The sequence below is a fragment of the Pontibacterium granulatum genome (assembly GCF_029961155.1).
Taxonomy (GTDB): Bacteria; Pseudomonadota; Gammaproteobacteria; order Pseudomonadales; family Balneatricaceae; genus Pontibacterium; species Pontibacterium granulatum.
On the sequence record NZ_JASBRH010000007.1, the window covers coordinates 33,750 to 59,238 of the forward strand.

19 protein-coding genes, 2 pseudogenes and 1 riboswitch are annotated in these 25,489 nt (G+C 53.3%); of the genes and pseudogenes, 14 read left to right on the forward strand and 7 right to left on the reverse strand.

Translation table 11 applies throughout. The annotated features are described in order from the left end of the window. Window positions 1–165: 165 nt before the first annotated feature. Both QKW35_RS08270 and QKW35_RS08280 read right to left on the reverse strand, forming a co-directional pair. Window positions 166–1,223, reverse strand: a pseudogene (locus QKW35_RS08270) (IS1380 family transposase). Further along, window positions 1,183–1,362: a hypothetical protein gene (locus tag QKW35_RS08280; protein ID WP_282352231.1), complete on the reverse strand. Its 180-nt coding sequence runs from the start codon at window positions 1,360–1,362 to the stop codon at window positions 1,183–1,185. Before QKW35_RS08280 ends, QKW35_RS08270 begins: the two are co-directional and overlap by 41 nt. Window positions 1,363–1,627: 265 nt before the next feature. Here QKW35_RS08280 and QKW35_RS08285 point away from each other — a divergent pair, with 265 nt between their 5' ends. From QKW35_RS08285 to QKW35_RS08305, 5 genes are all read left to right on the forward strand, one after another. Next, complete coding sequence (locus QKW35_RS08285) at window positions 1,628–3,028, forward strand: sodium/glutamate symporter (RefSeq protein WP_282352232.1); 1,401 nt, start codon at window positions 1,628–1,630, stop codon at window positions 3,026–3,028. Beyond that, a complete protein-coding gene (locus QKW35_RS08290; protein WP_282352233.1) occupies window positions 3,025–4,653 on the forward strand; it encodes an amidohydrolase in 1,629 nt (542 codons plus the stop codon). Before QKW35_RS08285 ends, QKW35_RS08290 begins: the two co-directional genes overlap by 4 nt. After that, window positions 4,640–5,530, forward strand: coding sequence for a CobW family GTP-binding protein (locus tag QKW35_RS08295; RefSeq protein WP_282352234.1), 891 nt, complete (start codon window positions 4,640–4,642; stop codon window positions 5,528–5,530). The genes QKW35_RS08290 and QKW35_RS08295 overlap by 14 nt, the downstream gene beginning before the upstream one ends. 181 nt (window positions 5,531–5,711) lie before the next feature. After that, the gene (locus QKW35_RS08300; protein WP_282352235.1) at window positions 5,712–6,989 is read left to right on the forward strand and encodes an MFS transporter; all 1,278 of its coding nucleotides are present in this window, start codon (window positions 5,712–5,714) and stop codon (window positions 6,987–6,989) included. A gap of 722 nt (window positions 6,990–7,711) precedes the next feature. Further along, on the forward strand, window positions 7,712–8,620 hold the full coding sequence (locus tag QKW35_RS08305; protein ID WP_282352237.1) for a LysR family transcriptional regulator: 909 nt from the start codon (window positions 7,712–7,714) through the stop codon (window positions 8,618–8,620). A 23-nt stretch (window positions 8,621–8,643) separates the two neighbouring features. On the opposite strand, the pseudogene QKW35_RS08310 reads toward QKW35_RS08305, so the two are convergent. Next, window positions 8,644–9,745, reverse strand: a pseudogene (locus tag QKW35_RS08310) (IS3 family transposase). 609 nt (window positions 9,746–10,354) lie between these two features. On the opposite strand from QKW35_RS08310, the gene QKW35_RS08315 reads away from it, so the two are divergent. Beyond that, the gene (locus QKW35_RS08315) at window positions 10,355–11,650 is read left to right on the forward strand and encodes an acetyl-CoA hydrolase/transferase family protein (RefSeq protein WP_282352239.1); all 1,296 of its coding nucleotides are present in this window, start codon (window positions 10,355–10,357) and stop codon (window positions 11,648–11,650) included. 61 nt (window positions 11,651–11,711) lie between these two features. Here QKW35_RS08315 and QKW35_RS08320 read toward each other — a convergent pair whose 3' ends face one another. After that, entirely contained in the window at window positions 11,712–12,266 is a 555-nt protein-coding gene (locus QKW35_RS08320; RefSeq protein WP_282352242.1) for a YqiA/YcfP family alpha/beta fold hydrolase, read from the reverse strand. A 176-nt stretch (window positions 12,267–12,442) separates the two neighbouring features. On the opposite strand from QKW35_RS08320, the gene QKW35_RS08325 reads away from it, so the two are divergent. Continuing rightward, window positions 12,443–12,880, forward strand: coding sequence for a hypothetical protein (locus QKW35_RS08325; protein WP_282352244.1), 438 nt, complete (start codon window positions 12,443–12,445; stop codon window positions 12,878–12,880). On the opposite strand, the gene QKW35_RS08330 is transcribed toward QKW35_RS08325, so the two are convergent. Then, window positions 12,805–13,716, reverse strand: coding sequence for a LysR family transcriptional regulator (locus tag QKW35_RS08330; RefSeq protein WP_282352246.1), 912 nt, complete (start codon window positions 13,714–13,716; stop codon window positions 12,805–12,807). The genes QKW35_RS08325 and QKW35_RS08330 overlap by 76 nt on opposite strands. Before the next feature lie 119 nt (window positions 13,717–13,835). Here QKW35_RS08330 and QKW35_RS08335 point away from each other — a divergent pair, with 119 nt between their 5' ends. The 4 genes from QKW35_RS08335 (at window position 13,836) to QKW35_RS08350 (ending at window position 21,823) form a co-directional block, all read left to right on the forward strand. Beyond that, window positions 13,836–15,407 (forward strand): 2Fe-2S iron-sulfur cluster-binding protein, encoded by a 1,572-nt coding sequence (locus tag QKW35_RS08335; RefSeq protein ID WP_282352248.1) that lies wholly within the window; start codon window positions 13,836–13,838, stop codon window positions 15,405–15,407. 58 nt (window positions 15,408–15,465) lie between these two features. Next, window positions 15,466–16,089: a glutathione S-transferase family protein gene (locus QKW35_RS08340; RefSeq protein ID WP_282352250.1), complete on the forward strand. Its 624-nt coding sequence runs from the start codon at window positions 15,466–15,468 to the stop codon at window positions 16,087–16,089. 181 nt (window positions 16,090–16,270) lie between these two features. Then, a complete protein-coding gene (locus tag QKW35_RS08345; RefSeq protein WP_282352252.1) occupies window positions 16,271–17,692 on the forward strand; it encodes an NAD-dependent succinate-semialdehyde dehydrogenase in 1,422 nt (473 codons plus the stop codon). Between the two features lie 1,017 nt (window positions 17,693–18,709). Continuing rightward, window positions 18,710–18,785: riboswitch (cyclic di-GMP riboswitch) on the reverse strand. A gap of 407 nt (window positions 18,786–19,192) precedes the next feature. Then, window positions 19,193–21,823 carry a bifunctional diguanylate cyclase/phosphodiesterase gene (locus QKW35_RS08350; protein WP_282352254.1) on the forward strand — a complete coding sequence of 877 codons (2,631 nt, stop codon included), beginning with the start codon at window positions 19,193–19,195 and terminating at the stop codon, window positions 21,821–21,823. 24 nt (window positions 21,824–21,847) lie between these two features. On the opposite strand, the gene QKW35_RS08355 is transcribed toward QKW35_RS08350, so the two are convergent. After that, the gene (locus QKW35_RS08355) at window positions 21,848–22,222 is read right to left on the reverse strand and encodes a SpoIIAA family protein (protein ID WP_282352256.1); all 375 of its coding nucleotides are present in this window, start codon (window positions 22,220–22,222) and stop codon (window positions 21,848–21,850) included. A gap of 109 nt (window positions 22,223–22,331) precedes the next feature. On the opposite strand from QKW35_RS08355, the gene QKW35_RS08360 reads away from it, so the two are divergent. Continuing rightward, window positions 22,332–22,805 (forward strand): DUF2947 domain-containing protein, encoded by a 474-nt coding sequence (locus QKW35_RS08360; protein WP_282352258.1) that lies wholly within the window; start codon window positions 22,332–22,334, stop codon window positions 22,803–22,805. Here QKW35_RS08360 and QKW35_RS08365 read toward each other — a convergent pair. Next, complete coding sequence (locus QKW35_RS08365; RefSeq protein WP_282352260.1) at window positions 22,802–23,713, reverse strand: LysR family transcriptional regulator; 912 nt, start codon at window positions 23,711–23,713, stop codon at window positions 22,802–22,804. The genes QKW35_RS08360 and QKW35_RS08365 overlap by 4 nt on opposite strands. Before the next feature lie 133 nt (window positions 23,714–23,846). Between QKW35_RS08365 and QKW35_RS08370 the strand changes: the two genes are divergently transcribed. Both QKW35_RS08370 and QKW35_RS08375 read left to right on the forward strand, forming a co-directional pair. Continuing rightward, window positions 23,847–24,449, forward strand: coding sequence for an FMN-dependent NADH-azoreductase (locus tag QKW35_RS08370; protein WP_282352262.1), 603 nt, complete (start codon window positions 23,847–23,849; stop codon window positions 24,447–24,449). A gap of 45 nt (window positions 24,450–24,494) precedes the next feature. Then, window positions 24,495–25,484: a glutathione S-transferase family protein gene (locus QKW35_RS08375; RefSeq protein ID WP_282352263.1), complete on the forward strand. Its 990-nt coding sequence runs from the start codon at window positions 24,495–24,497 to the stop codon at window positions 25,482–25,484. Window positions 25,485–25,489: the final 5 nt, after the last annotated feature.

Below are 25,489 nucleotides of genomic sequence, written 5' to 3' on the forward strand. Positions count from 1 at the left end.
GGCCCAGTTTCTAGCGTACGCACAGTAAATCGTACGAAGCTTTTGTATCCGATCGAAGGCGAGTTTATGCCTAGAGATTGTCATACAGAAGCCTCCTATGGGTGCGATAAGTTCGAGATGGACATGCCGCCTGTTACCTGTAGCTATAGCGTATGCGTCCGGTAATCATACCTTGTCAGCGACAGGTGGCGTCCAGTTGTGCGTGACCAAAGCCGCGAGCTTGATGACCTTCAGCGGGAGGTTATTCACGCTCAGTTTCCGGTAGTTTGCACTCAGCACTTTACGCAGCTTTTCGAACAGGACGAACGCCATCATGGAGAGCGTCAGCCACCACTGGTTACTCCACCAGTGTTTGCTCGATGTGCGCTTGGCAAACAGGTCCAGCTGCTAATCCTTGATACGATTTTCCATATCACCCTTGACGCAGTAGTCTTCGCCGTACAGCTTGGTATCGCCGCTGGTCAGGGTGGTGACCACAAAGCGTGGATTACGTCCTTTATCCGTGAGTTCTATCTTGGTAATCACGTCCCGCGCTTTCTTCCAGCGACCGGCCTGATATCGGTAGCGCCAGAACCATTTGGTTGCACCGGTCATGCCCTATTTTCGACATGATGCATGGCGCGGTTCCAGATGTTTCCAGAGGGGTTCAATCAGCGCCTCCAGTCGGCTGTTCCTGGCAATCCCTACCAGATAATCAACCCGGTTACGGTCACACCAGTTCAAGACCAACTGGCGACAGAGGCCGCTGTTGCCCCGAAAGATGATCTGAACGTCAGGCCAGTGACGACGCATAAAGGTCACCAACAGCTTGAGGATGTCGCCGGTGTGCTTTGCTACATCAATCTTACTTTGCCGAAGGTACGCCGCCAGAGGGAAGCGACCGCTGAACACGTATAACGGCAGGTAGCAGTAATGATCGTAGTAGCCGTGGAGAACTTCTCCGGCTGGTCGTCGTGCAGCGGGGTGTCCGTTGCGTCGAAGTCCAGTACGATGCGCGTGGGTACCTTGCGGTGGCTGGTAATAAACTGCTCCCAGAGGAGTCGGTGCGACTCGATGATCGCCTCTCGATTCATCGCGGCTTCGAATCGATATAGTGTTGCCGGACTTGCCAGCGGTTGGAATCGATCAACGGTGGTTTGTAACGCCAAGTCAGACAGTAGCCTTTCATGGTCATACAGGTCTTCATACCCAGCAGTGATAGCAAATTGGCGCTGTTGCAACATGGCTTTTAAGCTGAGCGAAGAGCTTCATCATCTGATTACGCTTTAGTGTCTTGCGCAGAGCGAAATGTTCCTGATCATCAACTCCGAATACTTCGAAAACATTCTTGGCTAAATCTAGACCAATACGCGTCATTTCCATGATGGGCTCCTTCTTTACGATTGGTTGCGTCAACTACCAATCTGGCACAAAGATGCCTTAGGAGGGGGAGTCCATCCCATTGCCCTAGTCCTCGAGTCAGAACGACTTTAACCAGACTATTCCGATTCCTCATGGTTTGTTCCCATATCCGAATTGCTCATATTGAAGCAATCGGCGTACTGTAGCTTTAGCACTCAAACTAATGATGTTTGATGCAAAAGATAGTTATCTAACCTGCTAACAAAAACAAAAACAGGACTAAAACATGGCTAGTACTTTTCCCGGCGTTATCGCGTTTGCGATCCTCGCCAGTATGCTGTTGCTGGGCAGTATTCTTAGAAATCGCATAGGGTTTCTGCGCAACTCTCTAATCCCGGCAAGCCTGATAGGCGGTGGCCTCGGCTTTGCTTTGCTTTCTCTGGAGCTGATTCCTGGTTACTCGGCCAGTAATTTTACGGCACTAACCTTCCACTTTTTTACCCTGAGCTTTATGTCCCTCTGTCTCACCGGGTCGAGCAAAAAATACGTCGACAGCAGCGGCAGCAGCGTGGTTAATGGTGGCTTGTGGCTGACGGTGATGTGGAGCGTTAGCTTGGGTATGCAAGGTGTGCTGGGCTACCTCGCCATTCTTGCCTATGATGCCGTAACCGGCGCAGAAGTTAGCGCATATCTCGGCGCTCTGATCACCCACGGTTTTACCCAGGGACCCGGTCAGGCACTGACCTATGGCGGCATCTGGGAGCAACAGTATGGTATTGAAAACGCTACTCAGGTCGGCCTGATCTATGCGTCCCTCGGTTTCATCGTCGCTTTCCTAGTCGGTGTGCCACTCACGAAACGGTTTATTGATCGTGGCCAGAACACCAATCAGACCGCAAATATCGATTCTGACTCCCTGTCCGGTTTTTATAAAGCAGAGCGGGCCCCAGCCACCGGTAAGATGATATCTCACCCTGGTAATCTGGACAGCTTAGCCTACCATCTGGGTCTCCTCGCTGTGGCTTATTTACTTACTCATCTGTGGCTAAGTTTTGTGCAGCCCCTGGTTGCCGGTGTTAAACCCATGGGTATTAACCTGAGTGTTCTATTCAGCCATAACTTGTTCTTCCTGCATGGCCTTGCCGTTTGTGTGCTGATGCGTATAGGGTTGGATAAAACCGGTCTGAATAAGCGGGTCGATGACGAAACCATGAAGCGCATTACCGGATCATCCGTTGACTTTATGGTTGTGGGCACGCTGATGAGTATCAAATTCGCCGTATTGAGCGCGTTGTTGGCACCGATTGCTCTAGTAACGCTTGTCGTGACCCTCGCCACCCTGGCCAGTTGCCTCATGATCGGCCGTCTAAGCGGCAAACTGGGGCCAGAAAGGACTGCGGCATCCTTTGGCTGCTGCTGTGGTTCAACCGGTAGCGGACTTCTGCTGCTGCGAATAATGGACCCGGATTTCAGTACTTCGGTAGCTAAGGAACTGGCATTTTTCAACCTTGCTATCGTCATTATCAACATCCACATTCTGTTTATATTCGCACCCATTGCGCCCTCACTTGGTGGGTTGAGCTATGTCGCTATCTTCGGAGGTACAGCGCTCTGTGTACTGGCTCTAGTGCCATTCCTGATTAAGCGCAAGACCGCCATCTACACAGCAAGAGGAGCCGTCCAGTGAATAAGACTATCTATGTCGCTCGCAACATCATCACGATGAACCCGTCTCAGCCCGAAGCCAACTACATTGCGGTATGCGATGGTAAGATCATGGCGGTTGGCCCCTGGCAAGCAGTTGAGCATCTCAACGACTACCGGCTGGATGAACGCTTTGCCGATAAGGTGATTATGCCGGGCTTTGTTGAGGGGCATAGCCATGCGCTGGAGGGGGCCATGTGGGATTACCTCTATCTGGGCTATTTCTCCCGCACCGATCCCGATGGTCGATGCTGGGAGGGTATTACCGACCTCGGCGCCATGGCCGAACGTCTGAAGAACGCCGCCGATGAACTGCCCGAAGGGCAGCCGCTGGTGTCCTGGGGCTTCGATCCCATCTACTTCGATGATACGCGGCTGGATAGACAAGCCCTGGACCGGGTGCTAGCGGATCGACCGGTGATGGTCCTTCATGCCAATTGCCATGTGATGACTGTCAACAGCTTGATGCTGGAACTCTCCGGGTTACACCAGCATGCCGGTATTGAAGGGATCAAGCTCGATAGCCAGGGCATCCCCAATGGCGAACTGCAAGAGATGGCCGCAATGCACTGCGTGTTTGATGCGCTGGGACTAAATCTGTTTGAAGCGGTTTCGGTACCGGAAAACCTGCGTCGCTATGGAAAGGTTGCCCGTCAGGCGGGAATCACCACGGTCACCGATCTCTATAACCCACTCTCCGATGAGGGTGTTGCAGTATTGCGGGAGGTGACCGCGGAGGAGGATTTTCCGGTCCGATTGGTACCAGCGATGGGTGCTCTGGGCAGAGCTCCCGCCGAAGGGGTGGAACGCCTGCAGGAGTGCATGGAATACAACACGGACAAACTGCATTTCGGCTTGGTGAAGATGATGACCGACGGCAGTATTCAAGGTTATACCGCACGCATGAAGTGGCCCGGTTATCACGATGGTCACCCCAACGGAATCTGGAACGCGCCCCAGGAAGTCTTGGCCGAGATGGTCCAGGTCTATCATCAGGCCGGTCTTCAGTTGCATATCCATACCAATGGCGATGAGGCTGTCGAGCTGATGCTTGAGGCTCTGGAGCAAGCGATGGAACTCTGGCCGCGGGCCGACCACCGTCACACTCTGCAGCATTGTCAGGTGATCGATCACGCACAGCTCCGTCGGGTGGCCAAGATCGGCGTCTGCCTGAATATGTTTGCCAACCATATTTATTACTGGGGCGATATTCACCGCTCACGTACGCTGGGTTACGAGCGCAGCCTGCGTCTGGAGCCGCTAGCCTCAGCACTACGGCTTAACATACCGGTGGCAGCCCATAGTGATGCTCCCGTAACGCCCTTGGGGCCGTTGTTTACCGCCTGGTGTGCAGTCATGCGGCAAACCGCCTCGGGGGACGTGCTGGGTACGAAAGAACGCATCAGCATCGAGCAGGCACTGGAGATGATCACCCTAGGTGCGGCCTACACCCTACGCATGGACCATCTGGTGGGGAGCCTTGAGATCGGAAAATTCGCCGATATGGTGGTGCTGGATCAGGACCCACTGCAGTGCGAGCCCGAACAGCTGCGTAATATTCAGGTGCAAGCCACGGTGTTGGGAGGTCAAGTATATGAGTGCAGCTGACAGTAATCCCATTCCCGTCACTGTGATTGGCGGTTTCCTTGGTGCCGGTAAAACCACCTATCTGAACCGCCTGATCGGTCAGGGTGACTTGCCGGCTAACAGTTTGATACTCGTGAATGACTTTGGTGGGGTCAATATCGATGCCGAACTGATCGAGTATCGTGACGATCGCGTCATGAAACTGAGCAACGGTTGTATCTGTTGTACTCTGGGAGGCACGCTCGCCGAACAGCTGGCACAAGTACTGCGCATGCCTGAACCAGTTGCGGCGATCTATATCGAGGCCAGCGGGGTCTCCGACCCTGCGCGGATCGCGGATATTGCCCGAGTATCCCGGCAACTGAAACTGGACGATATAGTTTGCGTGCTGGATGCCAGCCAGCTGCATAGGAATAGTGCTGACCCACTGGTTAAGGATGTCTGGCATGCCCAGGTTCGAAGTGCCACCAAGCTATGGTTGAACCGCGGTACATCCGCTGATACCGAGTTCTTGCTGCACCAACTTAACCCCTCAGTTGAGCTGATTATCGATGATCGGCCGCCACCGGCGGCCGCCAACACGCAACATCTTAGTTCTCCGCGAACAGTTGAAACTTCGGTGGCTAGAACAAAGCTGGCCACCTTCAGCCTGATCCTTGAGGCACCTGTCGATCAAGACTGGCTGGCCCAACTGTTCGAACAATATCAGGACATCTTGGTACGGGCAAAGGGCATTGTCTACACCCGCCCGACTCACAAAGCGCAAGTGGTGCATCTCAGTGGCGATCTGCTCAGTTGGTGGCCGACGAAGAAAGCGCCGACGAAGGGGCAGCTGGTGTGTATCGGTGCAGAGGGAGCGCGCTTCGAGGCACTTAAAGGTGTATTAAAGGCTTGCTGACTCTTCACAATCCAGTGTCACCGGACCTAAGCGTGAAATCCGCTTAAGACCTTTTTGCAATACAGGGCCTGCCCTTGGGGGGCCCAATTTGTGCTATCCGATCCGGCACATCCCTTCCGTTCACCCTGGTTTTCCATAAAAAGCAAGGCGTGTTGATCCGCATCTGTTGAGGAGTGCTTTCATGCTTTATCCCAGCCGAACCTTTCTTGAAATCTTCGCCCTGGCCCTGGCCCATGGCCTTAGTCTCTTTTACCGATCTTTATTATCGGTGATTTCCCCAGAGCTCTCAGCAGACCTGGCGATCGACGAAAGCCAGCTAGGCTTGCTCAGCGCAACAGTATTTATCACCTTTGCCCTGATGCAGGTACCTCTGGGTATCGCCTTCGACCACTTTGGGCCACGCAGGGTGATCGCAACAGTGATGCTCTCGGCAGTTCTGGGGGCAGGAGTACTGGCTGGCGCTTCGAACTACTGGATGGCGATCCTTGGGCAAGCCCTGATCGGCATCGGTTGTGCTCCCGTTTTTACCGGGGCTATGGTGATTATCGCCCGAGGCTATCCAGCCGAACGTTTTGCACTTTTATCTGCCTCGGTATTGACCTTTGCCACCTTAGGGGATCTCTTGAGCACCGCGCCCTTTGCAACCCTCGCCGAGTATGTGGGTTGGCGCGGTGGGCTCTGGATCGCCGTGAGCCTGACTGCACTCTCCTCTGTACTCTGCTGGTTGTTTATCAGAGACTCACGCACTCTGGCAGAGGGCCAGAGTCAGGAAACCCTACTACAATTGTTCAGCGGCTGGGGCGAGCTAGTACGAGTCGTCGGACTCTGGCCGATATTCCCCTTATTGCTGGGAGGGTATGCCGTCTTACTCTGTGTACGAGGCCTGTGGGGCGGACCTTACCTGGCAGATATGTTTGGCCTTGATCCCAGTGGGCGAGGTATAGTCCTTATGTGTATGTCCCTCGCCATGGCTCTGGGCACAATCGGTTATGGCTTGGCCCCTCGCGTTATCCGCTCAGCGAAACTTACCATCGGTATTGGCTCGGCTCTAGCGATAGTCTCACTCACAATTCTGGCCATCGCTGGCTCAGGCCCCCTCACATCGGCAGTGATGCTGCTTTGTGTTCTGGGCTTATTCGGTGCCACCTACCCCCTGCTGATGGACCATTGCCGACGATTTGTCCCCCCGTACCTGATGGGCAGAGGCATGGCGTTATTGACACTGATCTGCTTTGCTGGCGTAGCAGCTGTGCAGGCGGGATCCGGAGCACTCATCGAAGCCGCTTTCATTGCTGGCTGGCCGATTCAGGACCGCTATGCTTTGCTGTTCGGTGCCTTGGCTGTCACCCTGGCCGTGGCATTGGTTGCCTATAGCTTTAGCCAAGAAGCACCCTTCGAGGCTGGTTCTATGAAGCACTCCGACCCATTGCCTGTAAATGTTCCCGTCAAGCGTAGTTAACCTATATGGCGGGGGCACGAGGGGGCTCTCCGTCAGTGGGAGATACGATCTGGTAATATTAATCCGTACACCGGAGTTTGCTCCTTGCGTTCATCCTGATTTTTAATAAAGAGCATGGCGCAGCTGACACTTCTCTCTTGTGTTGGCGTCGCCACAATGCTGGCAGCCTCGGGGCTGTCATAGAAGCGGCCTTGAAAGCTGGATAGTCACCCCATAATACCTATGCATTGCTATTCGGTAGCCTCGCCCTGACTCTGGCCCTGGTAAGTTAGGGTTTCAGCTGGGAACATCCGGCAAAGTCAGATAAAGAAAGATTACTGATTGAAGGCCTGGCCCAGATATATACTGAAAGATAGGTCAGGCGAACGCTCCAAACCCCGTTGGCGGTTGATCGGTGAATCACCTGTAGACACTCCGGCGGCTGCTGGAAAACACTCTGCCGGTCGAATTCAGATCGAACCACTGGTCGGCACGGTCTAAGTGCGGTGAGCATCATAAGGTGATGGGAAGCTATACGGAAGCGCGTCTGAGCATGATAGCGCACTCGTACGATTTTCGGTGGCTGTCCTGGCGGCTGTAGGTGGACACCATACAGACCAGGATAGAGGAAATGGTATTAACTGGCGCATCGGTCTTGAGTTCCGTAGCATCGAGGGGCTCTACCGGCGAACTTTCAGCGTATATAACTAATACTAATAAAAGTAGCGCAGGTATTATAAGTAATGGACCTAAAATGGCTTGAGGATTTTATCAGTTTATCGCAAACAAGAAATTTTTCCCGGACGGCGGAGGAGCGGAATATAACTCAATCGGCTTTAAGCCGTCGCATCCAGTCACTAGAAAACTGGGCGGGAACCCGTTTGATTGATCGCAAGAGTCACCCCATCACCTTAACCCCATCGGGGGACTGTATCCTCAAACATGCCGAAGAGATCGTGCGTAGAACTCATTTGGCCAAAGCCGAAGTTCATGCCCGGACCCGCCTCAAGGGAGAGCCTATCGCTTTTGCTATGCAGTATACGATCGCTCGTTCCATTTTTCCCAAATGGTTGCAGGCAATCGAGCCCCTACTGGAACCGTTCAATGTGCGAATTAAGGCCGATAATCTAACTAGCTGTTTAAGGGATCTGATAGAGGGGAGAGTCGACTTTATGTTCTGCTACGACAGTCCACATTATAAAACTATAGATATCCCAAAAAATCTATCTTTCATTCGAGTCTCCGACAGCAAATCGATCCCAGTCTGTATACCCACCGATGATGGAAAACCAAAATATTCATTACCTGGCAGCGTCGATAGGCCCTTGCCCTTCCTCAGCTTCGGACCCGAGGCGCCTCTCGGCTGGCAGTTTGAGGTGCTGCTGGCCGCTCGCGGGCTAACTCCCTATCTGGAAACAAAGTATGAAGCCTCAATCTCCGAATGTCTGCGGGAAAAGGTGCTCGAGGGGGAGGGGGTGGCCTGGTTACCTTATCCAGTGGTGGAAGATGACATCAGACTGGGGCGTATGGTGCTGGCGGGAGACGACACCTGGGTTATCGAAGCAGAGGTACTGATGTACCGTACCCGAGGTGTCGGGAGTGCCAAGGTGGAGTCTCTGTGGCAAGTCGCCAGTAAACTACCAAAACTCTAAATCACCCTCGCCTCGGCCGGGCGCTACCCCGTTTCCACGGACGGTTTTAAAAGGGCGGAATACTTAAAATCCTGCGTAGCAACTCTGCGCCTCATTCTAGGATTGTGGAACCGCTCAATATAGTCGAACACATCGCTCCGAGCCTCATTCCGCGTTCGATAGTAGCGATGGTGGACACGCTCTCGTTTGAGCATTCCGAAGAAGCCCTCGCAGGCCGCATTGTCACCGCAATGGCCAACAGCACTCATACTACTCACCAAAGCCTTCTTGCTCAGGCAGCGCTGGAAGTCACCGCTGGTGAACTGAGTGCCGCGGTCTGAGTGAACTATTACAGAAGTGTACCCTAGCTTTGCCAGACAGCCATTTCAGCCGCTCGAACGACTATGTGACGATCCTGGCGGTGATGCATAGACCAACCCACGACCAGCTTACTGAACAGATCAAGGACTACGCACAGATATAGCTTGCCCTCCTGAGTTGGGATTTCTGTTATATCTGTCACCCATTTGGTATGCGGCTCCTGCACCGAGAAATCTCGCGCAAGGTGGTTACGAATACCCGCAGGGCGCACAGAGGCTCGGCGGGCTCCTCGTCGCTTCTTACGTGGCCAGCCTTGAATGCCGTGCGCTGACATCAAGCGGGCAACCCGATTCAGGCTTATAGATTCACCTTCTGCAACCAGGTCTTTATGCATACGAGGGGCGCCGATCACTCTACCGCTGTCATCGTGAATTTCACGAATACGGCTCAACAAGCGCTGATTGTCTCTGGCCCTGGCAGAGTCAGGACGAGAGACCCAAGCGTAATATCCGCTCGGTGATACGTTTAGGCAACGGCACATAAGCCTTATTGGAAAGTCGTGGCGGCAATGCTGAATCGCTTGATACTTCAGGACGACTCTTTGGCAAAGAACACTGCCGCTTCGCGTAAAAAATCACGTTCCTTCTTTACCCGTGACAACTCCCGCTTGAGACGGGCAAGCTCTTCATCTCTGGGAGATCCTGAGCCTTTGAAGGCCTTGTCTGTTGCATCATCCGCTTCACGCCGCCAGCGAGATAACACGTTGGGATTGATACCAATTTCCAGGGCAATCTGACAACAGCTCACACCCGGTTGTCGGGTCAGGGCAACAGCCTCACGTTTGAACTCTGAACTCTATTTTCTGCGTTTGGTCATAAACACTCCTTTGGCAAATTGTGCCTCTTTTCAGAAGTGTCCGCAGTAACGGGGTAGAACACCAGAAGGATGTCGGAAAAAAACGAGCATACGTGTATAAATCTATTACATATAGTAAAACGCAGCTCGCAAAAAACCGGGGCTACATTAATAGTCCCCGATCAGGAGTTAATAATTTTTCATATAATTTAAACTAGATAGTCACCGACAAACAATGCGTATACGTTATGCAACTATGCTAAAAAGTGATAGTCACTTCATTCTTCGCAATGCCGCTCCCCTTAAGTGAACAGCATTAAGCCTTTTGGCGGTTTTTTGTGTCGAAATTTTATCTCACTATTGGGTTAAATTCGTTTCATTTGCAGGCGTGAATTTGCTCTCTCCAAGACGTATTTCTCGTCGCTGCAAACAACCTTGCTGGTATTTTTGAATTCTTCTCACTCCACTCGATGAATTTTCAGAGAATGGTGTGATGGTCTTTGATTTAGCTCCTGTCTTTTTGCGCTGCAACAAGCTATAAATCCTCCCGATTATGTATTTCCCCTGATGGAGTTGAAAATGTCCCCTCGTATTGCCCATAGCGCTGAAGATGCCGTGTCCTCAATTCAGGATAACGAAGCGATCTGGACGCACAACATGGCGGCCACCCCTGGCCTGTTGCTGAAAGGCCTTGCCAAGCACGCATTGTCGCGTAGCAATCTGACCTTGCTGCAACTGCATACGGAAGGTGAAGGGGCGGCAATGATGACGGCGCCTGAGCTTCGTGGTCATCTGCGTTGTCGTTGTTATTTTGTTGGTGCGGTAACGCGTAAGGCGGTGCAAAATGGTGATGCGGACTATGTTCCGATGCTGCTGGCCGAAGTGCCGAAGCTGATCCGTAGCGGTGAGCAGCGGGTTGATACGGCGATTATTCAGGTAAGCCCGCCTGATAAGCACGGCAACTGCTCACTGGGGATATCGGTTGAAGCGACCCACGCCGCGCTGGAGAAAGCGGGTAAGATCATCGCTCACATCAACCCGAACATGCCACGCACCCACGGTGACGGTATCATCGCCTATAAGGATTTTCACACGGTTTACGAAGAGGTTGCGCCACTGAATTGCCACGAGCCTGCAGTTCAAAGCGACATTTATAAGGCGATTGGCGAAAATGTCGCCGCGTTGGTGCAGGACCGTGATTGTATCCAGACCGGTATCGGTGCGATTCCTGATGCAGTGCTGGCGTGCCTGGGTGATCGCAAGGATCTGGGCGTACATACCGAGATGTTCTCCGATGGTGTACTGCCGCTGGTTGAAAAAGGTGTGATCACCGGTGCTTACAAAAAGAACCACGCGGGCAAAATTGTCACGAGCTTTGTGATTGGCAGTCAGAAGCTGTACGACTTTGTGAACGACAACCCGATGGTTCAGTTCCTGGATACCGAGTATGTGAATGATATGCGCAGTATCCAGCGCAACCCGCAGGCAATGTCGATCAACAGTGCCATTCAGGTGGATTTGACCGGTCAGGTGTCTGCTGATTCGGTAGGCACAAAAATCTACTCAGGTTTCGGAGGCCAGATTGACTTCGTGCGGGGTGCATCATTGTCTGAAGGTGGGCGTGGTGTTATCGCATTGCCATCTACAGCTGCAAGCGGAACTGTCTCCCGTATTACTACTACCCTGAATGATGGTGCGGGTGTCGTAACAACACGTGCGCATGTGCATTACATTGCTACGGAATACGGCGTTGTTAATCTGCGTGGCCGCAGTTTGCGTGAGCGTGCTCGTGATTTGATCGAGATTGCGCATCCGGATTTCCGCGAGGCGCTGAACCGGGAGGCCTTTGATAAATTGCGCCTGAGTCTTAACTAAAGCTTGCTAACAAAAAGCGCTCCTTTCATAGGGGCGCTTTTACTCTTCCGTTAACCGCAGATTACTGGGATTTAAATCGGTTAATCATCTCGCCCAGTAACTCCACATCATCCACCCGATGACCCCAATCGACTTCATTCCAGTTCCAGCCTTGTTCAATACAAAACTGCTGCTGTTGAGCTGCCGGAATCACATCGTCGTTCATGCCAATCACAATCTGCAGGGTATCTGGTTGCCTCCCATGAGCTGAGGCGGTGGGTAAGAAAGCATCCAGCATCGCTTGAACAAACGGAATCGGCGTATCGGTGACGTAATCATGGGCTGGCTGATCCAGGTATTTCTGTAGCAGTGTTGCCGGTTCAAAGCATGGATTGATCGCAATAGTGGGTATGACAAAGCGCTCGTACAGTTTAAGAGCGTAGTAACCACCCATAGAGGTGCCTGCGATCAGTACAGGTTGATGGTGCTCGACCAGTTGAACGAGTTGTTCCAGGCTCTCATTATAGAACTGAGGGCGGTAGTCGGGGGAGATCACATCGAACCCCAACTCAGAGAGACCACGCGCAGTGGAGGATTGACCGTTAGAACCCAGTCCGTGGAGGTAGATGATCTTCATTATGCGCTCCCTGTTCTTGATCGGATTAGCCTGGTCGCTACCGTATCAGCCGGGAATGATGGCCTCAATAGATTGATCGTTCAATCGATGGGGTATAAGGCATCAAAGAACTTTCCCTGTGCCTTCTAGCCTAAGTAACTACACACTCTTCGTTTCCCGCACTTCGGGAGAGCGTTATGTCTGCTATCAAATGGCTCGTCGGTTTTTTACTGCTGATTTTCTCTGTTGCGCTTGCGCAGGCCGGAGATCGGGCACCCCGAATGGATGTCCTAAATGATAATGCAGCCCGTATCTATAACGTTCGCTTAGAGGGCAAAGGCATGAAGTTGCGTGGACGGGTAACGCGCAGCGATCGAGACGTTAAAGTCCCCCACGGTCAGGTGATCACTGTGATCTACAACGCGCAAGGCCGGGAGCTTCATACGTTGCAATCGACCTACAAACCCCGTCACGTTCATCGCAAGAAAAAGCGGGCTTCCTACTTCACCGTTCACTTACCCCAAGATGTTGATCTGCGCCAGAGCCGTATCCAAATCTATTACCTCAGCGATGAGTCTTCCCGCAAACGAGCCGATAACAGGTCGATAAATACACGCACTTTGTTCGAAGAATAGCGGTCGTGCCGGTGCAGGATATGGACGGGCTGGGCAGGCGGCTCGTAACCCGCGAGTACATACTCCAGCTCGTTTTGTGCGACACGGTTTGCGACCTGATAGGAGAGTACACGGGTGATGCCGAAGCCGTCGGCAGCTGAGGCGATGGCGGCATCGTTGGTGGTGACTTTCAATCGTGGTTTGACCTGCACTTGTACCTCGTCGTAACCATCGAAGAAACGCCAATGGCCCGTCGAGGTGGCGTGCATACTGCCAGCCTGCGGAATAATAACGGTGTGTTGTGGTAATTCATTGGGGTGGGCGGGGTTACCTTGCGATGAAAGGTAGTCCGGCGAGGCTACTAGTACCTGCCGCACTGACCCAACCTTCAAGGCCCGCATGCTGGAATCGGGCAGCTCACCGATACGCACACCCAGATCGATCCCTTCCTCCATCAGGTTAACCACGCGGTCGAGCAGTACCATCTCCACCTCCATCTCCGGATAGAGGCGCAGATACTCCAGTACAACGGGCATCACAAAGAGTTGCCCGAACATCACCGGCGCGGTAATCGTTAAGTGCCCACGGGGCTCAGCATTGATGCCCGCTGCTGCGTCGTCGGCGGCTTCTACCTCACTGAGAATACGGCGGCTGTCTTCCAGGTAACGCTGCCCAGCTTCGGTGACGCGAACATAACGGGTCGTGCGGTTGAGCAGTTTTACCCCCAGCGCTTCCTCCAGCGATGCGACCATCCGTGTGACCGCGGGCGGGGACATCTGCAGGCGACGGGCTGCTGCAGCGAAGCCCTCCTCCTCTGCGACCGCTACGAAGACCTGCATCTGGCGAAATCGATCCATCTTTATTCCACTTTTCGTAATAATTAATTTCAATTTTAGGTGATTCTTGCTTTGTGTGGAATTTGTCATAGTGGATCTACAGACACAGGTTATCCACGAATCAGACTGAGGGCATAGAGATGGGCCACAAATTTGCTGAGATCGCGTTCACGCCGGTCATCCGGGAGATGCAGGCAGAAATGGGCAGCCGCAGCTTTTATGCCGAGATGGACAGGGGCCAGGACTACAACCATCAGCTGACCGCAAAAGAATCGACGTTTATCACAGCCCGCGACAGCTTCTATATGGCCAGCGTGACTGAAACCGGCTGGCCCTATATTCAGCACCGGGGTGGCGAGCAGGGTTTTGTAAAGGTGCTGGACGAGGGGCGGATCGGATTTGCGGACTACACCGGTAACCGGCAGTACGTCAGTACCGGGAACTTCACCCACAACAACCGTGTTGCCCTGTTTTTTATGGATTATGCCAATCGGCGACGCTTGAAGCTGCTGGGGCGGGTACAGATCGTGCCGCTGGATGATCAACATACGCTGGCCCAACTGGTGGACGAATCCACTGCCGTTCAGGTGGAGCGGGGTTTTGTGATCGAAGTGGAAGCATTTGACTGGAACTGTCCGCAGCACATCACACCGCGCTTTACTGCGGAGCAGGTTGAATCGCTTGTGACCCCGTTAAAAGCCGAGAACGAACGCTTACATGCCCATTACCAGGCCGATGCCGAATTGCGATTGGATCATGGCGAGCTCGCGCTGGAGATTACCGGCATGCGCCAGTTAACACCACGCATTCGATCTTTTGAACTCCGTGACCCAAACGGGCACGAGTTACCGCCTTTCCAGGCTGGTGCGCATCTGGAAGTGCCGGTTCGACTGGATAACGGCGAGATCGGGTCACGTCACTATTCGATCAGTTCAGACCCAAACAATCTGAGCCGTTACGAGATTGCGGTACTGCGTGAGGATAAAGGCCGGGGGGGCAGTCGCGCGCTGCACCGGCAATATCAGCTCGGGATGCAGTTGCTCAGCTCGTTGCCAAAAGGGCACTTCACGTTGCATGACGATCAGCGTCCTGCAGTGCTGATTGCTGGTGGAATTGGTATCACGCCTTTGAAAGCGATGGTGCATCAGTTACAGGCACGTGGAGCCGGTTTTCACCTGCATTATCTGGGACGCAGTAAACAAGAGATGGCGTTCGTTGAGGTATTGGAGCAATCGATACCGGATCATGTCTCGTTGTATCCCACCGACCAAGGTAAGCGCTTGGATCTGGAGCCTCTTTTACGTGCCTTGCCTGCGGAGAGCGTTGTTTATGTCTGTGGGCCTGCGCGATTGATCGATGCGGTGAATGCTATGGCTGAACAACTGAAAATCCCATCGGAGCGGATCAGATTTGAACGTTTTTCAGCGGAGTCCTCTGCTGAAGATAAATCCTTTGAGGTGACCCTGGCACAGAGCGGACAGGTGATCAAAGTTCCGGCTGACAAAAGCCCGCTGGATGCCCTGTTAGATGCCGGCGTTGATATGCCCTACAGCTGCAAGAGCGGAAACTGCCGCACCTGTGCTGTGAAAGTGCTGGACGGTGACGTAATTCACCGCGATGCAGTGCTAACCGATGACGAGCGTAATACGGAACAACTGTTCTGCCCCTGCGTGTCTCGCGCCCTAGGTGACACGCTCACCCTGGATATCTGAAAAAACACGCTTTTGTAAACCAATGAGTCAACCTGACCAAACAATCTGGAGATATACGATGACAACGCTAAAACTACACGGACTGGACCTGTCCGGTCATTCCCACCGTGCGCAACTGTTTCTGTCCCTGTTGGGACTGGAAGCCGAGGTAATTCGGGTGGACCTGTTGAACGGTGCTCACAAACAGCCTGAATTTTTGGCGAAAAACCTGTTTGGTCAGATCCCGGTGCTGGAAGATGGCGAGACCGTGATTGCGGACTCCAACGCCATCTTGGTTTACCTGGCGCAGAAATATGATCAAAGCGGCAACTGGTATCCAAAAGATCCACAGACCGCCGCGGAAATTCAGCGCTTCCTGTCTGTGGCGGCAGGGCCGGTGGCTAACGGTCCCGCCAGTGCGCGTCTGGTGAATGTGTTTAAGGCACAACTGGATCACGAGCGGGCCATCAGTATCGCCCACGCAATGTTGTCGGTACTGGACCAACATCTGGAAGGCCGCGAGTGGCTGGTGGGGGATCATCCGACTATCGCCGATATCGCGAACTACACCTATATCGCACACGCACCGGAAGGAGGTGTATCGCTTGAAGCCTATCCACAGGTGCGAAACTGGTTGGCACGGATCGAGCAGTTGCCCGGTTTTGTAGCAATGCCAAGCACCGCCGTGGGGCTTGCAAGCTGAACGGAAAGCCAGTGATACCGGTTGTGGTACTGCAGCCGGTATTCATCCTACAAAATTTGTCGAGGGTAAACCCTTGGTTTTTCTTGATGTCCCACGCTTTCTGAGACAGACTAACTGCACTGTTATTTTCGTGATGCCCGCTCCGCGCTGAGCGTCATCACCCGAGTTGGAAGGAAAGCGTATGTTCATCAATGGTGAGTGGATTCAGTCAGATAAAACGTTTGCGGTGTATAACCCGGCAAACGGTGAAGAGATCGGACAGGTGACCGACGGTACCCGCAACGATGCCAAGCGTGCAATCGATGCGGCACAGGCGGCTATGCCAGGCTGGTCTGCCTTGACCACCTACCAGCGTTCAGACTACCTGCGCCGCGCCTACGACCTGATGATCGAGCGTAAGAAGGAGCTGGCGGAATTGATGACCCGCGAGCAGGGTAAGCCGTTTAAGGCTGCGATGGCTGAGGTTCAGTACGGGGCTGATTATCTGCTCTGGTTTGCAGAGGAAGTGAAACGTTCCTACGGCGAGACGATCCCATCGGCACGCCCTGATCAGCGATTCCTGGTGCAACATATGCCGGTGGGTGTGGTCGCTGCAGTCACACCCTGGAACTACCCGGTATCGATGATCACCCGTAAAGTGGCGCCGGCTATTGCTGCCGGTTGTACCATTGTTCTGAAGCCGGCCGAGGCGACACCTCTGTGTGCCATTGCGATCTTCAAGATTCTGGAAGAGGTGGGTATTCCGGCGGGTGTTGTGAACCTGGTCACTACCCATGACCCTGCGCCAGTCGGTAAAGAATTCTGTACTAACCCCATCGTGCGCAAACTCACGTTCACTGGATCCACCGCTGTGGGTAAAAAGCTGGCTCAGGACGCCGCGCCGCAGTTGAAGCGGGTTTCCATGGAGCTGGGTGGGCACGCGCCGTTTATCGTTTTTGATGATGCGGATCCGGTGCATGCAGCGAAAGGTGCTTCCCTGGTTAAATTCCTCAACACCGGACAGGCCTGTATCAGCCCGAACCGCATCTTTGTGCAGCGTTCTATTCTTGAACCGTTCCTGGCCGAGTTTGAAAACCGTGTTGCCAAGATGAAAGCCGGTAACGGTATGGAGCAGGGCGTAAATATTGGCCCGCTGGTAAATGTCGCGGCAGTGAACAAGGTCAACAATCAGGTGGTTGATGCGGTGGAGAAAGGGGCCAAGTTGCATGCGGGTGGTCAGGTTCTGACGGAAGCTGGTTTGGATCAGGGCCATTTCTATGCACCAACACTGTTGAGTGGTGTGACCGAGGAGATGCTGATCTACCGCGAGGAAACGTTCGGACCGGTCGCGGCGGTGATTCCGTTTGATACCCAGGAGGAGGTGTTGGCCAAGGCGAACGACACCAACTATGGTCTGGCCGCGTATGTGTATACCACGAATATGTCTCGCGCAATGCGTATGTTCGAAGGGCTTCAATTTGGCATGGTGGGCATCAATGACATCAACCCAACCAGTGCCGCTGCACCGTTTGGTGGTATGAAGGAGAGTGGCCTGGGGCGTGAAGGTGCACGCGAAGGTTTGATGGAGTACTACGAAACCAAGTTGGCAGGTATCTCTATCTGATCAGGTGCGTAGCACCGTCACACGGCGTCTGTAGTTAGTGGCTATGTGGCGGAATTATGAGAGGCAGGGGGGAGCGAAAGTGGCATTCCGTTGCCTCCACTTCCGTAAACAGGTCTGCAGGCATCCCAACGATGCAGACTGCATGGGCATTCCTTGCATGCAGCTCCTCATTCTCCACTTCGTCGGCGCTTGTTGCTGACAGCAAGGCCAACGCTGAGTTGATTGTGGCATCCGTTGCGTACTGCTCCTTCGGATCGGTGGTGCGGAGACTACCTGGTAATCCCTGCCAACTTCCGCGCCTGAACGATCATAGCAATCCATCGCGTACTGCTCCTGTGTTCAGTCTCACCAAGACTACCTAACCACCATGTCTGCTTTGGTGAATACCTGAACGTCACTCCCTTGGTTACTGCTCCTTTTTCTCTACACCGAGGTACAGACAGCTCCACTGTCCTCGTAGATGCTTGAATAGGGCACTCCTTCGCATACTACTCCTTGATTTGCCCGTCTTCGCCAAGACCGCCTGATCGGTTGATCAGCTTTGGTTCTGAACTGAGCGTCAATCCCTTGGTTACTGCTCCTGTTTTCCATTACGTTTGGGGTACAGACGGCTTAACTGTCCCCATCGGTAATTGAATTAGGCACTCCCTTGCGCTGTTGCTCCTGAATTGTTGGTAACGTCAGGCCTCGACTGCTGACGGACGGGCCTATACCAATCAGAATTCCCCTTCCTTGATAGGTCGATAACCAGATAATCCGTTATCCAAGAGTGAGTACAGTCCGCTTGCAGGCACCATAGGCAGGGCCATCCTAATCCTCATCTCCAGGCGCACGCATACCGTGTGTACGTTCTGAAAATGTTAAGAATTCAGGCAAAACAAATCCTGCCTGGTAATTAAACCAGGAGTGGCTATTTGAGATTCAGAGAACTCTGTGGCGGCAGAAGATCCAGAACCGGTCATTGCGTCATTCTTTGCGAAAGATCTGCAGCTACCGGCTGAAGAGGAGAAACTCTCTTTCGGTAGTCCGGCTATCCGTCGAGGGACCCGTGACTTTGCGTCATCCGATTGCTCGGATTTTGCTCTTATCGGGAGAAGATCTTTCTGAGTTGCTCCAAAGCATGTGGACTCGAAGAGTCGTAAATCGTCCGTTACATGCTGTTCAACTCTGTTACAGGTGCATCCTAACAAAAAAGCTTGGAAAAATGTTATACAAATTTGGAATAAACGATCGTTTGTTTTATTTGCTCTAGATGAATTGGATCAGTTTTTAGCTGCTGAAAACGATTGTCCATAACACAGGGAATATCGATTTTTTAGTTAAATGTATCTAAGTATCAGTAAGTTATGATTCTTTGCCGATTGTTTTGGTATCTGCTGTCGAGTGTTGAATTTGCCTGCAGCATCGTGCAGTATCGGTTAAACATTTACCCTGTCATGTTATGCGTTTGATGTGGTGTGACAGGAGGAAATGAGCCGTGTCCTTTGGTGGAGTTTGCGCTTGATTCGTAACAAGGCAATACCTGGGTTTTCGACAAAAAACAGTGTCATTCAGTCCCTGTTGCTGCCGGTCGGGGCGATCTTTTTTGTTTCGATTCTTGTTGTGGGTTACCTCTGGACCAGTAGCGAATTTCGCAAGCTGGAGGAGGAAAACGCCCGCTACGAGGCTGAGTATCTGGCTAACCAGAAATCCATCCTGCGCTCTGAAGTGTTGCGTGTTAAATCGCTTCTGCTTCGGGAAAAAGAGAAGGCCGAGGCACAACTACAGGCCACCCTCAAGGGGCAGATCGAATTTGCCCACCAGATCGCATCCAGTGTTTATCAGCATAGCCTTGGCAAGTACACGGACGAAACCATCCAGCAGATGATCCTCTCCTCGTTACAGGACGTCGAAATCAATGACGATGGTTACTTCTTTATCGCCACACTCGAGGGCGACATGTTGCTGTACCCCCCCGATCTGTCGGCCAATGGTGAACATGTTGGTTTGATGTTTCCCGACAGCGGTCAGGACATTCTGCTGGAGATTCGCGAGCTGGCGAAAGACCAAAAGCAGGGTTTTATCCGCTATATGTGGCCCAAAGATGGCAAGCGTGGTGAGACAGCTATTAAGTTCAGCTATGTAAAACTGTTTGAACCTTACGGTTGGGTGATAGGCACAGGTGCCTATCTCGATGACTTCGAAGAAAAGATCAAACAGCAGATCTTTCAGCAGATCTCTGAGATTACCTACGGCACAGATAACGAAGGGTATTTCTTTATCAATTCCTATGCTGGCGATCTTTACGTGACCAACGGCAAGTACTTTGCTGGTGAGAAGAACATTTGGGATGTTCAGGATGCACGCGGTACCAAGGTGGTTCAGGAAAATGCGCATATTGCCCAAGAAAACCCGGAAGGTGGCTTTTCCACCTATTTCTGGCAGAAGAACAGTGGTGAGGTGGAAGAGAAACTCTCCTTCGTGTTGGGTATGGATGAGTGGCAGATCTTTATCGGTACCGGCGCCTATCTGGATACCGTGCGCAATGAGCTGAGCCGACGCGAACTGACCCTGGCGGATCAGGTTAAGAAGCGGATTTACAGCGCCGTTGTGGTATTGGGGGCTGCGTTGTTGATCGTGCTGGCGGCGATGTGGCTGATCGGTAAACGCCTGGCGGGCAATATGCGCCTGATTCGGAATAGTTTTGAAGAATCGGTATCCAGTCGTCAGCATATCGATGTGGAAGAGGTCTATTTTGACGAATTTCGTGCCTTAGCCCGCAGTGCCAACAACATGATCGACGGCCTGAATCAACAGGCGGATGAGCTGCAGCACCGTGTATTGCACGATCACCTGACCTCTCTGCCAAACCGGCTGCAAGGGGCAAATCACCTGAACAGCATGATCGAACGTTCGGTCCATTCCCAGGCAATGGTGGGGCTGCTGTTTATCGATCTGGATAACTTTAAAGAGATCAACGACTCTCTGGGACACTCCGCAGGCGACGAGCTACTGCAAAAGGTATCCCAGCGTCTGCAGAGCGTGGTGCGCGATGACGATATCGTGGCGCGCTTGGGTGGAGACGAGTTTACCGTGATCACCGGTTTGTTGAGCGAACGAGGTGATGCTGTCGTGATTGCCGATAAACTGCTGGCGGCGTTCAGGCAACCGTTTACCGTGGAAAACACCGAGCTGCATGTAACCGCCAGTATTGGTATCAGTCTGTTCCCGGATGATGGCGACGACGCGGAGATCCTTTTGCGTAACGCGGATTCGGCGATGTATGGAGCGAAACGTGACGGTCGTAATGGCTTCCGTTTTTATACACCGGATATGACCGTGGAGGTGCGTCAGCGCGTACTGATGACCGACGAGCTGCGCGAGGCGATCGAGAAAGGCCAGTTCCTGCTGCACTTCCAGCCACAGCTGTGCCTCACCACCGGCGAGGTGATTGGAGCAGAAGCCTTGGTGCGTTGGAAACACCCGGAGCGGGGTATGGTACCGCCGGGTGAGTTTATCCCGTATGCCGAAGCCAGTGGCCAGATCGCTCAGATTGGCGAATGGGTTCTGCGTGAGGCCTGCAGAAAGATGGCCGAATGGCATGCGCAGGGGTATTCGCTGCGTAAGGTGGCCGTGAACATCTCCAACCAGCAGCTGCGGCGCCGTTCGCTGGTGACCCTGGTGAAAAGTGCGCTGAAAGATACCGGCTGCGAACCGGATGCGCTGGAGCTGGAGATTACCGAAAGCACCCTGATGCAGAATCCGGAAGAGATGGTTGAGGAACTGGTGCAGCTGAAGGCGCTGGGTATCAGCTTGGCGATTGATGACTTCGGTACCGGATACTCGTCCCTGAGTTACCTCAAGCAGTTGCCGATCAACAAGCTGAAGATCGACCGCTCCTTCGTGCGTGATATTGATGTGGATGAGAACGACCGTGCCATCACCCGTGCGATTGTGGCACTGGGCAAGAGTCTGAACCTGACGGTGATTGCCGAAGGGGTGGAGTACGCGTCGCAGATCTCGTTCCTGGCGAACGAGGAGTGTGAGCAGATCCAGGGATTCTTCTACAGCAAACCGTTGCCGGAAACGGAGTTCCTGGAGTATCTCAACACCCATAAATCCCGGCGGGAGGAGATGGCAGAGTGGATCTGACCGCTCTGCCATGATGATTGCAACTTAGACTTCGTCGTTACCGTCTATCCAGTGCAGCGCTTGCAGGAACTGGGAGCTGGTGAAGTGACGGGTTTCGCCGCCTGCCAGCAGATCGGCAATTTTCGCCAGCCACTCCATCCAGTCAGCGTCGCCCACGACGGCCAGACGCAGGAAATCGTTGCGGTGAGCCAAACCAAACTTTGCATCTTCCCACAGCGCTGCGGCTTCAAACCCGGTGAAGCCGTGGTCCAGATACAGCAGTACGCGCACTTTCTCGTGGGTGGCCAGTTTTTCTTCAAGGAGCGGGATAAAGGTTTCGGTATAGTCCTTGGCAGTGAGAGTGTCTGTCGCCTGTACAACGATAATATCCCCGGCCGTTTCCGGTAGGTTGTAGAGCATAGTGGATTCCTTTTTGAAAAACGCGTTGACGGGGATTATACGCCGGAACGGTGCTTTTATCCGGTCTAAAGGGTATAGTGCTCCACCTGAATATCGATGGGTCTGACTGATGAACTACATCCCACTATCTGAGTACAAAAAAGCCTGGATTTTTCGCCACCGTGATCTGCCTCTGAGTGCAGAGGATCTGGAACAGATTAAACCGATGACGGAAAAACGAGCGGCTGAAGTGTGGTCTCAGAATGTGAGTCGTCAAAGCACCCACTATACCCATTTCTGTAAGGGGGACTGGGCCGGACAGGCTAACACCTGGGAAGCGAGCGGTAGCTGGCAGGGAGCCTGGGACAGCGATGATATGGCGCTGCCGGACGAGCTGGCGGAGTTTATTCAGTGGGACGACAACACCGTGGTGTACTTCTGCTACGAAAGCGATCACGTGATCCAGACCACCTGGGAAGTGTTCAAGCGCGCTTGGAAAAACTTCCTGTTTATGGACGATGGCCCGTTGCTGATCGGTCGTAAGCGGAAGGAAGTGGCCCAGTTCTTTGAAAACGGTCAGTTCAAACTGGGGCGCCGTCCTTAAATCCCATGTTCTAGCTCTTCAGGAAAATGCTGCGCCACGCGAGCCCTGATAATCTCTCCAAGGTGACGGGTGGCGCGCCCGGCGTAGTCGCCACGGCTATACACAAGGTAGAGTTGTACACGCCGCTCTGATCCCTCCGTCATCGGTAGCGGTTTGAGAACCTCTCGCTCAAGCTCTTCCATGATTTTTACGCGCGGAAACCATGCGTACCCCAGACCTTTGGTTGCTGCTTCGATAGCCGTACTCTGGTTGCTCAGCGTCAAGCGTTGCTGGGCACCCAGCCACCCTGCGTCCGAGCGTTTGGCTCCAGAGTCACGCACAACCAGTTGGCGTTCCTGGCGCAGATCCTGATACGTCAGCTCCCGCCCCAGTTGGTGTAGCGGGTGATCGGGATGCGCGACGGCCACAAACGTGATCAGCATTAACGGATCTCCCAGGAAACCGGTTGGTACCCGACCGGTAATAGCCAGATCTACCTCCCGGTTCATCACGGCGTCATGGGTTCCGCTCAGAACGGTCTCCTTTACGTCAACGCGTGTCTGAGGTGCATCTTCACTGAATTGAGACAGCGCTTCCAACAATAGCCAGGGCGGAAACAGTGTCTCCACCGCCATATTGATCTCCGCTTCCCACTGTTGCCCGAACTGTGCGGCCAGCGCTTCAATCTGTTCGGCTTCGTGCACCAGGGTTTTTGCACGTTGCAACAGGATCTGTCCGGCGGGTGTGAGCTGTGCCTTACGCCCCTGAATCGCCAGGACCGCAATACCCAGGCTGCCCTCAAGTTTTTGGATTGCATAACTGACGGCTGACTGGCTCTTACCCATTGCTTCTGCCGCCTGGGCATAGCCGCCGTGTTCCACCACGGCGATCAGGGCTTGCCATTGCTCCAGCGTAACCTGTGTTGTCATCTTAAATATCTAAAAAACTGATAATAATGCGTATATTTTTGCTGTTTTTAATCGGTTAAATCAATACGAAAATAACTCCATCAACATCGAACACAGCGATTCACTGCATCGCAAAAAGATTTAGGAGCTATCCATGAGCAAACTACTGCATATCAAAGCAAGCGTATTTGGTGATGAAGGTCAGTCCAGCCAGTTGGCAGCACGGTACATCGATCAGTGGCAGCAACGCACCCTGGGTAACGAAGTGGTCGTGCGCGATCTGGTGGGTGACTCCGTACCACATTTGGATGGCGCGGTCGTTGGTGCTTTCTTTACCCCGGAAGAGCAGCGTAGCGCTGAACAACAGGCGATCGTAGATTTCTCCGACACCCTGATCAAAGAACTTCAGGACGCCGACGAAATCGTACTGGGCTTGCCGCTCTATAACTTCGGTGTCCCATCCCAGATGAAAGCGTACTTCGATCACCTGGCGCGTGCGGGTGTGACTTTCAAATACGCCGAAACCGGTCCTGTTGGCCTGCTGGGAGACAAGCCTGTACGTGTATTCGCCACCCGCGGTGGTTTATACAAAGACACTGGCATGGATCACCAGGTGCCATTTCTGAAGCAGTTCCTGGGCTTTATTGGTCTGAATAACGTAGAGGTTATCTATGCAGAAGGCCTGAGCATGGAAGAGGTGAAGGAAGGCTCGCTGGCAAAAGCCCGAGCAGAAGTGGATCAACTGGCATCTGCCTGATCTACCCAGTCGAATAACAACGCATAGCGTATGTGGAGGTGAATAATGGGCTTACTGATTGACGGCGTATGGCACGATCGTTGGTACGAGACCAAATCCAGCGGCGGCAAGTTTGTGCGTAGTGCATCGCAGTTTCGCAACTGGATCACGCCGGATGGCCGTCCAGGCCCAAGTGGCAACGGCAGCTTTGAGGCCGAAGCCGGTCGCTATCACCTCTACGTGTCGCTGGCGTGCCCCTGGGCACACCGCACACTGATCATGCGCACCTTAAAGGGGCTGGAACAGATGATCTCCGTATCGGTGGTTGACGCACTGATGCTGGATCAGGGCTGGACCTTTAATAACCCCGATGCCAGTGCACCGGCGGGCAGTGGTGACACCTTGTACGGCCTGGACTATTTGCATCAGGTCTACAGCACAGCGCAGCCGGACTACACCGGTCGAGTAACGGTGCCGGTGCTGTGGGACAAGAAGCAACAGACCATCGTTAACAATGAATCCTCAGAGATTATCCGCATGCTGAACAGCGCGTTTGATCATCTGGGCGCAAAGGTGGGGGATTACTACCCGCAAGCCTTGCAGAGCGAGATTGATGCGGTCAACGAATGGGTCTATCCGAACGTGAACAACGGTGTGTACCGGGCGGGTTTTGCCACGTCGCAGGCCGCGTACGACGAAGCGGTGGCGGCACTGTTTAACACCCTGGATGAGCTGGACGAGAAGCTGAGTAAGCAACGCTATCTGGTGGGTGATCAGGTGACAGAGGCGGATATCCGTTTGTTCACCACGCTGGTGCGCTTTGATCCGGTGTATGTAAGTCATTTCAAGTGCGACCACAAAATGATCGCCGAATACCCGGCCCTAAGTCGTTACCTGCGTGAGCTGTACCAGCTGCCAGGGGTAGCGGAGACCACCAATATGGAACATATCCGTCACCACTACTTTGCCAGCCACCTGATGATCAACCCAACCGGTATTATCCCGGTGGGCCCCGAGTTTGACCTGCTGGCCCCTCACGGGCGTGAGCAACTGTAAGGCGG

What these genes read in the sequence shown, in the direction of transcription:
- QKW35_RS08280 (WP_282352231.1), bottom strand. Translation starts at nt 1,362, where the DNA reads ATGGAAATGACGCGTATTGGTCTAGATTTAGCCAAGAATGTTTTCGAA.
- QKW35_RS08285 (WP_282352232.1), top strand. Translation starts at nt 1,628, where the DNA reads ATGGCTAGTACTTTTCCCGGCGTTATCGCGTTTGCGATCCTCGCCAGT.
- QKW35_RS08295 (WP_282352234.1), top strand. Translation starts at nt 4,640, where the DNA reads ATGAGTGCAGCTGACAGTAATCCCATTCCCGTCACTGTGATTGGCGGT.
- QKW35_RS08300 (WP_282352235.1), top strand. Translation starts at nt 5,712, where the DNA reads ATGCTTTATCCCAGCCGAACCTTTCTTGAAATCTTCGCCCTGGCCCTG.
- QKW35_RS08305 (WP_282352237.1), top strand. Translation starts at nt 7,712, where the DNA reads ATGGACCTAAAATGGCTTGAGGATTTTATCAGTTTATCGCAAACAAGA.
- QKW35_RS08315 (WP_282352239.1), top strand. Translation starts at nt 10,355, where the DNA reads ATGTCCCCTCGTATTGCCCATAGCGCTGAAGATGCCGTGTCCTCAATT.
- QKW35_RS08320 (WP_282352242.1), bottom strand. Translation starts at nt 12,266, where the DNA reads ATGAAGATCATCTACCTCCACGGACTGGGTTCTAACGGTCAATCCTCC.
- QKW35_RS08325 (WP_282352244.1), top strand. Translation starts at nt 12,443, where the DNA reads ATGTCTGCTATCAAATGGCTCGTCGGTTTTTTACTGCTGATTTTCTCT.
- QKW35_RS08330 (WP_282352246.1), bottom strand. Translation starts at nt 13,716, where the DNA reads ATGGATCGATTTCGCCAGATGCAGGTCTTCGTAGCGGTCGCAGAGGAG.
- QKW35_RS08335 (WP_282352248.1), top strand. Translation starts at nt 13,836, where the DNA reads ATGGGCCACAAATTTGCTGAGATCGCGTTCACGCCGGTCATCCGGGAG.
- QKW35_RS08340 (WP_282352250.1), top strand. Translation starts at nt 15,466, where the DNA reads ATGACAACGCTAAAACTACACGGACTGGACCTGTCCGGTCATTCCCAC.
- QKW35_RS08345 (WP_282352252.1), top strand. Translation starts at nt 16,271, where the DNA reads ATGTTCATCAATGGTGAGTGGATTCAGTCAGATAAAACGTTTGCGGTG.
- QKW35_RS08355 (WP_282352256.1), bottom strand. Translation starts at nt 22,222, where the DNA reads ATGCTCTACAACCTACCGGAAACGGCCGGGGATATTATCGTTGTACAG.
- QKW35_RS08360 (WP_282352258.1), top strand. Translation starts at nt 22,332, where the DNA reads ATGAACTACATCCCACTATCTGAGTACAAAAAAGCCTGGATTTTTCGC.
- QKW35_RS08365 (WP_282352260.1), bottom strand. Translation starts at nt 23,713, where the DNA reads ATGACAACACAGGTTACGCTGGAGCAATGGCAAGCCCTGATCGCCGTG.
- QKW35_RS08370 (WP_282352262.1), top strand. Translation starts at nt 23,847, where the DNA reads ATGAGCAAACTACTGCATATCAAAGCAAGCGTATTTGGTGATGAAGGT.
- QKW35_RS08375 (WP_282352263.1), top strand. Translation starts at nt 24,495, where the DNA reads ATGGGCTTACTGATTGACGGCGTATGGCACGATCGTTGGTACGAGACC.